Here is a 5,090-nt window from a genome sequence, read left to right as displayed (position 1 = left end):
GTCGAACTGGGTGGTGGTGTGCCGCAGATGGGCCACCAGTTCGTCGCCGACCTGCGGGGCCGCGACGTCGCCGGGGACGAAGAGGATCGACACCTGCATGTGCGGCGGCTCCGCGAACCAGCGCTGCTTGCCCGCCCACACGAACGGCGAGAGGTTGCGGTTCATGGTCGCCAGGCCGGCCCGCGCGACGCCCTTGGCGCGCGGCATCATGCCGTGCATCGCCTTCGGCGCCTCAAGGCCGACGCCGTGCGAAGTGCCGCCCGCGACGACGACCAGATAGCCCTCGGCGGCGGTCTTCTGCTGGCGGTAGCCGAAACGTTCGCCCTTGGCGACGTGCGTGACATCGAGGACCGAGCCCCGGTACTGGGTGGCCTCGTGGTCGCCGAGCCACAGCCGGGTGCCGATCCGGGCGCGGAAGCGGGTCTGCGGGAACTGCTGCTGGAGCCGGGCGAGCTCGTCGGCCTTGAGGTGGCTGACGAACATCGTGTGCAGCGGCAGCCGCGCGTTGCGCAGCCGGTCCATCCAGCCGATGACCTCGTCGACGGCGTCGGAGCCGTCCGTACGGTCCAGCGGCAGGTGGATCGCGAAGCCCTCCAGCCGTACGTCCTCGATGGCGGCGTGCAGCTTGGGCAGGTCCTCCTCGCTGATGCCGTGCCGCTTCATGCTGCTCATGACCTCGATGACGACGCGGGCGCCGACGAGGCCGCGCACGCCCTCGACCGAGGAGACGGAGCGGATGGCCCGGTCCGGCAGCGGCACCGGCTCCTCGCCGAGCCGGAAGGGGGTGAGCACCAGCAGGTCGCCGCTGAAGAAGTCCTTGATCCGGGCGGCCTCGTAGGTCGTGCCGACGGCGAGGATGTCGGAGCCGAACGCCGCGGCCTCGTCGGCCAGCCGCTCGTGGCCGAAGCCGTAGCCGTTGCCCTTGCAGACCGGGACGATGCCCGGGAACTGCTGGAGAACGGTCTGCTGGTGTGCCCGCCAACGCGCGGTGTCGACGTAGAGCGTGAGCGCCATGGCCGGTCCCGGAACCTTTCCTGTGCCTGAAGTCGGAGTGTGAAGCCGTACGGACCTATGCGGTCCGCACGGGGGCGTACGGGTGTGCAGGGTGTACGGGTGAAAACGGTCAGCGCCGCGACATGTACATGTCGAGCGCCTTGTGCAGCAGCTTGTTGAGCGGGAAGTCCCACTCGCCGAGGTATTCGGCAGCCTGCCCGCCTGTGCCGACCTTGAACTGGATCAGGCCGAAGAGATGGTCCGTCTCGTCCAGCGAGTCGCTGATGCCGCGCAGGTCGTACACGCTGGCGCCGAGCGCGTACGCGTCGCGCAGCATCCGCCACTGCATCGCGTTCGACGGCCGGACCTCGCGCTTGTGGTTCGCGGACGCGCCGTAGGAGTACCAGACGTGGCCCCCGACGATCAGCATCGTCGCGGCGGCGACGGCCTCCCCCTCGTGCACGGCGAAGTACAGCCGCATCCGGTTGGGGTCCTCGGTGTTGAGGGCGGTCCACATGCGCTGGAAGTAGCCGATGGGACGCGGCCGGAACTTGTCGCGCTCGGCGGTGATCTCGTAGAGGTGCTGCCAGGTGGCCAGGTCCTCGTAGCCGCCCTGGACGACCTCGACGCCGGCCTTCTCGGCCTTCTTGATGTTGCGGCGCCACAGCTGGTTGAAGCCCTTGTGCACGTCTTCGAGGGAACGTCCCTCCAGCGGCACCTGGTAGACGTAGCGCGGCTGGACGTCGCCGAAGCCCGCCCCGCCGTCCTCGCCCTGCTGCCAGCCCATGCGGCGCAGCTTGTCGGCGACCTCGAAGGCGCGCGGCTCGATGAAGCTGGCCTCGACGTCCCGCAGCCGCTTGACGTCGGGGTCGGCGATGCCCGCCTTGATGGCGGTGGCGTTCCAGCGGCGGATGATGACGGGCGGGCCCATCTTCACCGAGAAGGCGCCCTTCCCCTTGAGGTGCGCCAGCATCGGCCGCAGCCAGTCCTCCAGGTGCGGCGAGTACCAGTTGATGACCGGGCCCTCGGGGAGGTACGCCAGATACCGCTTGATCTTGGGGAGCTGCCGGTAGAGGACCAGGCCGACGCCGACGAGCTCGCCCGTCTTGTCGAACCAGCCCAGGCTCTCCGAGCGCCACTCCGACTTGACGTCCGCCCATGCCGGGACCTGCATGTGGCTGGCCGAGGGCAGACTCTGGATATACGCCAGATGCTGTTCTCGGCTGATGGTCCTCAGGGTCAGGCTCATGCGGGGCGCTCCTCGGCAGGTTTGTCCCCAGGGGCGGGGCTCCGGCTCTCGCGCCGAAGCCTACTGCGACCGGGGAGCGCCCCGTTTGGGCGTATGCGCGCAGTGGCCCGGCTCACGAGCGTACGGGCCGCCGGGGCCCGTCGGCCGTTACCTGTACGGGCCGGGGCCGCCGGGCCCGTACAAGGCCGCTCGTACGGGCCTGACCTGGGGAGCCCGTACGAGCGCCGGCCGGAGGTGCGCCGGGCCGCGGCTGGGCGTTTCTGATGGATCTCCGTGGGTGAAGGAGCGGCGTCCGGTGCGTGCTCTCGGCGTGCCGGCCGGAGGCCCGCGTACTGGACGTACTTGGGCTTTCGGCCGGTGCGGCGAGAGTGCGTGCCGGGCGTCGCGACGCCGCGGAGATCCGTCAGAAGCGCCCTAGCCGACCACACCGCCGAACAGCCCGCCGTGCGCCATGCCGATGAAGAATCCCACAGCGGCCGCGCCCATCCCGATGATCAGCAGGAACCGTTCCCCGGTGGTGGCCGAGATGAACTGCCCCCAGGCCCCGGTGAGGATGCCGACCAGGCCCGTCCAGGAGCTGAGCAGGTGCAGGCCGTGGAAGGCCGAGGAGATGACGGCGATCGCGCCGAGGATCACCGTCGCCGCGGCGAGGCTGTTCTCGACGGGATGCGCCTTGCCGTCGCTGTTGATGGCGGTGCTGATGAGGGCGAGGGGTCCGTGGTGTTGCCGTGCTGCCTGTGCCATGAGGCACCTCCTGTTGGCAAAGCGGCGCACTGTAGCGCCGGTCACACCCGATGCGTCCAGAGTGCGGGTGCCCCCGGCCGGATTTCAACCGGAAGGCGTGGTGCGGGTACGCTGGTCGGTCTGCACCGGTGTCGGCCGGGCATGTCATGGCTCTCCGGGGTTTCCCGGACGAGACCGGCCGCACCGTCCGCGCTGCCAGCGCTTTTGCGCTGTTGTCAGTGGTCGCCGATACCGTTGCTCACGCATCACGACCCTCCTGCCACGGAACGACCGTGGCCGCTGAGTCCAAAGGAGGTGGGTTCCACATGCGTCACTACGAGGTGATGGTCATCCTCGACCCCGATCTGGAGGAGCGCGCTGTCTCCCCCCTGATCGAGAACTTCCTCTCCGTCGTCCGTGAGGGCAACGGAAAGGTCGAGAAGGTCGACACCTGGGGCCGTCGTCGTCTCTCGTACGAGATCAACAAGAAGCCCGAGGGCATCTACTCGGTCATCGACCTCCAGGCCGAGCCTGCGGTCGTCAAGGAACTCGACCGCCAGATGAACCTGAACGAGTCGGTTCTCCGGACCAAGGTCCTCCGTCCCGAGACCCACTGAATCCCTGCGATTCAGCGGTAATCGGGCTGCATCACCACGAGTAGCAAGCAGCCAGCAGCACACCCGCCGAGAGGTTCACCCATGGCAGGCGAGACCGTCATCACGGTCGTCGGCAATCTCGTCGACGACCCCGAGCTGCGCTTCACCCCGTCCGGTGCGGCGGTCGCGAAGTTCCGCGTCGCGTCCACTCCCCGCACCTTCGACCGCCAGACCAACGAGTGGAAGGACGGCGAGAGCCTCTTCCTCACGTGCTCGGTATGGCGTCAGGCGGCGGAGAACGTCGCCGAGTCGCTTCAGCGCGGCATGCGTGTCGTCGTGCAGGGGCGGCTGAAGCAGCGGTCCTACGAGGACCGTGAGGGCGTCAAGCGCACGGTCTACGAGCTCGACGTCGAAGAGGTCGGCCCGAGCCTGAAGAACGCGACGGCCAAGGTCACCAAGACCACCGGCCGTGGCGGCCAGGGTGGCTACGGCGGCGGCCAGCAGGGCGGCGGCGGTGGCGGTGGCGGCTGGGGCGGCGGCCCCGGCGGCGGCCAGCAGCAGGGCGGGGGCGCTCCCGCCGACGACCCCTGGGCCACCAGTGCTCCGTCCGGCGGCCAGCAGGGCGGCGGCGGTGGCGGCTGGGGCGGCGGCTCCGGCAACACCGGCGGCTCCGGCGGCGGCTACTCGGATGAGCCGCCCTTCTAGGGCGGCGGCAGAAAACTTCTTGATCACACAGGAGAGAGACAATGGCGAAGCCGCCTCCGCGCAAGCCTAAGAAAAAGGTCTGCGCGTTCTGCAAGGACAAGACCGCTTACGTGGACTACAAGGACACGAACATGCTGCGGAAGTTCATTTCCGACCGCGGCAAGATCCGTGCCCGTCGCGTGACCGGCAACTGCACTCAGCACCAGCGTGACGTCGCCACGGCCGTGAAGAACAGCCGTGAGATGGCGCTGCTGCCCTACACCTCGTCCGCGCGATAAGGGAAGGGTGACCGACCAATGAAGATCATCCTCACCCACGAGGTCTCCGGCCTCGGCGCCGCCGGCGACGTCGTGGACGTCAAGGACGGCTACGCCCGCAACTACCTGGTCCCGCGCGGTTTCGCGATCCGCTGGACCAAGGGTGGCGAGCAGGACGTGGCTCAGATCCGTCGCGGTCGCAAGATCCGTGAGATCGCCACGATCGAGCAGGCCAACGTGGTCAAGGCTCAGCTTGAGGGCGTGAACGTGCGCCTGGCCACCCGTTCGGGTGACGCCGGTCGCCTGTTCGGCTCCGTCACCCCGGCCGACATCGCCACGGCGATCAAGTCGGCCGGCGGTCCGGACGTCGACAAGCGCCGCATCGAGCTCGGCTCGCCGATCAAGACCCTGGGCTCGCACCAGGTCTCCGTGCGTCTGCACGCCGAGGTCGCCGCCAAGGTGGCCGTCGAGGTCGTCGCCGCCTGACGCAAGGCGCTCGCGCCTGAGTCATGGCGCTCGGCTCATCGCTGAAGCGCAGGCTGAAGGGCCGTACCCCGCGGGGTACGG

Annotated in this window: 7 protein-coding genes; 4 read left to right on the top strand and 3 right to left on the bottom strand. The window is 69.1% G+C overall.

Annotation, left to right across the window (positions count from 1 at the left end; all coding sequences use genetic code 11):
- The 3 genes from ACFU99_RS32305 to ACFU99_RS32295 form a co-directional block, all read right to left on the bottom strand.
- Window positions 1-1,014 (bottom strand): alanine racemase (locus ACFU99_RS32305; RefSeq protein WP_384398794.1); only part of this gene is annotated, 1,014 nt, incomplete at its 3' end.
- A gap of 109 nt (window positions 1,015-1,123) precedes the next feature.
- Window positions 1,124-2,242: a lipid II:glycine glycyltransferase FemX gene (locus tag ACFU99_RS32300; protein ID WP_384398792.1), complete on the bottom strand. Its 1,119-nt coding sequence runs from the start codon at window positions 2,240-2,242 to the stop codon at window positions 1,124-1,126.
- A 414-nt stretch (window positions 2,243-2,656) separates the two neighbouring features.
- Window positions 2,657-2,986 carry a hypothetical protein gene (locus ACFU99_RS32295; RefSeq protein ID WP_384398790.1) on the bottom strand — a complete coding sequence of 110 codons (330 nt, stop codon included), beginning with the start codon at window positions 2,984-2,986 and terminating at the stop codon, window positions 2,657-2,659.
- A 305-nt stretch (window positions 2,987-3,291) separates the two neighbouring features.
- Between ACFU99_RS32295 and rpsF the strand changes: the two genes are divergently transcribed.
- From rpsF to rplI, 4 genes are all read left to right on the top strand, one after another.
- On the top strand, window positions 3,292-3,582 hold the full coding sequence (gene rpsF / locus ACFU99_RS32290; protein ID WP_003978891.1) for a 30S ribosomal protein S6: 291 nt from the start codon (window positions 3,292-3,294) through the stop codon (window positions 3,580-3,582).
- An 81-nt stretch (window positions 3,583-3,663) separates the two neighbouring features.
- Complete coding sequence (locus ACFU99_RS32285; RefSeq protein WP_384398787.1) at window positions 3,664-4,266, top strand: single-stranded DNA-binding protein; 603 nt, start codon at window positions 3,664-3,666, stop codon at window positions 4,264-4,266.
- A 41-nt stretch (window positions 4,267-4,307) separates the two neighbouring features.
- Window positions 4,308-4,544, top strand: a complete 237-nt coding sequence (rpsR, locus tag ACFU99_RS32280) for a 30S ribosomal protein S18 (protein WP_004950692.1) — start codon at window positions 4,308-4,310, stop codon at window positions 4,542-4,544.
- A gap of 18 nt (window positions 4,545-4,562) precedes the next feature.
- Window positions 4,563-5,009, top strand: coding sequence for a 50S ribosomal protein L9 (gene rplI / locus ACFU99_RS32275; RefSeq protein WP_363225243.1), 447 nt, complete (start codon window positions 4,563-4,565; stop codon window positions 5,007-5,009).
- Window positions 5,010-5,090 lie beyond the last annotated feature (81 nt).

Source organism: Streptomyces sp. NPDC057654 (assembly GCF_042800135.1).
Lineage (GTDB): Bacteria > Actinomycetota > Actinomycetes > Streptomycetales > Streptomycetaceae > Streptomyces.
The sequence above is the reverse complement of the archived record's forward strand: the minus strand, read 5'-3'. Positions and strand labels throughout refer to the sequence as shown.

Bases quoted from the DNA above. Each gene is read 5' to 3' on its own strand.
- ACFU99_RS32300 (WP_384398792.1), bottom strand. From the start codon at position 2,242: ATGAGCCTGACCCTGAGGACCATCAGCCGAGAACAGCATCTGGCGTAT.
- ACFU99_RS32295 (WP_384398790.1), bottom strand. From the start codon at position 2,986: ATGGCACAGGCAGCACGGCAACACCACGGACCCCTCGCCCTCATCAGC.
- rpsF (WP_003978891.1), top strand. From the start codon at position 3,292: ATGCGTCACTACGAGGTGATGGTCATCCTCGACCCCGATCTGGAGGAG.
- ACFU99_RS32285 (WP_384398787.1), top strand. From the start codon at position 3,664: ATGGCAGGCGAGACCGTCATCACGGTCGTCGGCAATCTCGTCGACGAC.
- rpsR (WP_004950692.1), top strand. From the start codon at position 4,308: ATGGCGAAGCCGCCTCCGCGCAAGCCTAAGAAAAAGGTCTGCGCGTTC.
- rplI (WP_363225243.1), top strand. From the start codon at position 4,563: ATGAAGATCATCCTCACCCACGAGGTCTCCGGCCTCGGCGCCGCCGGC.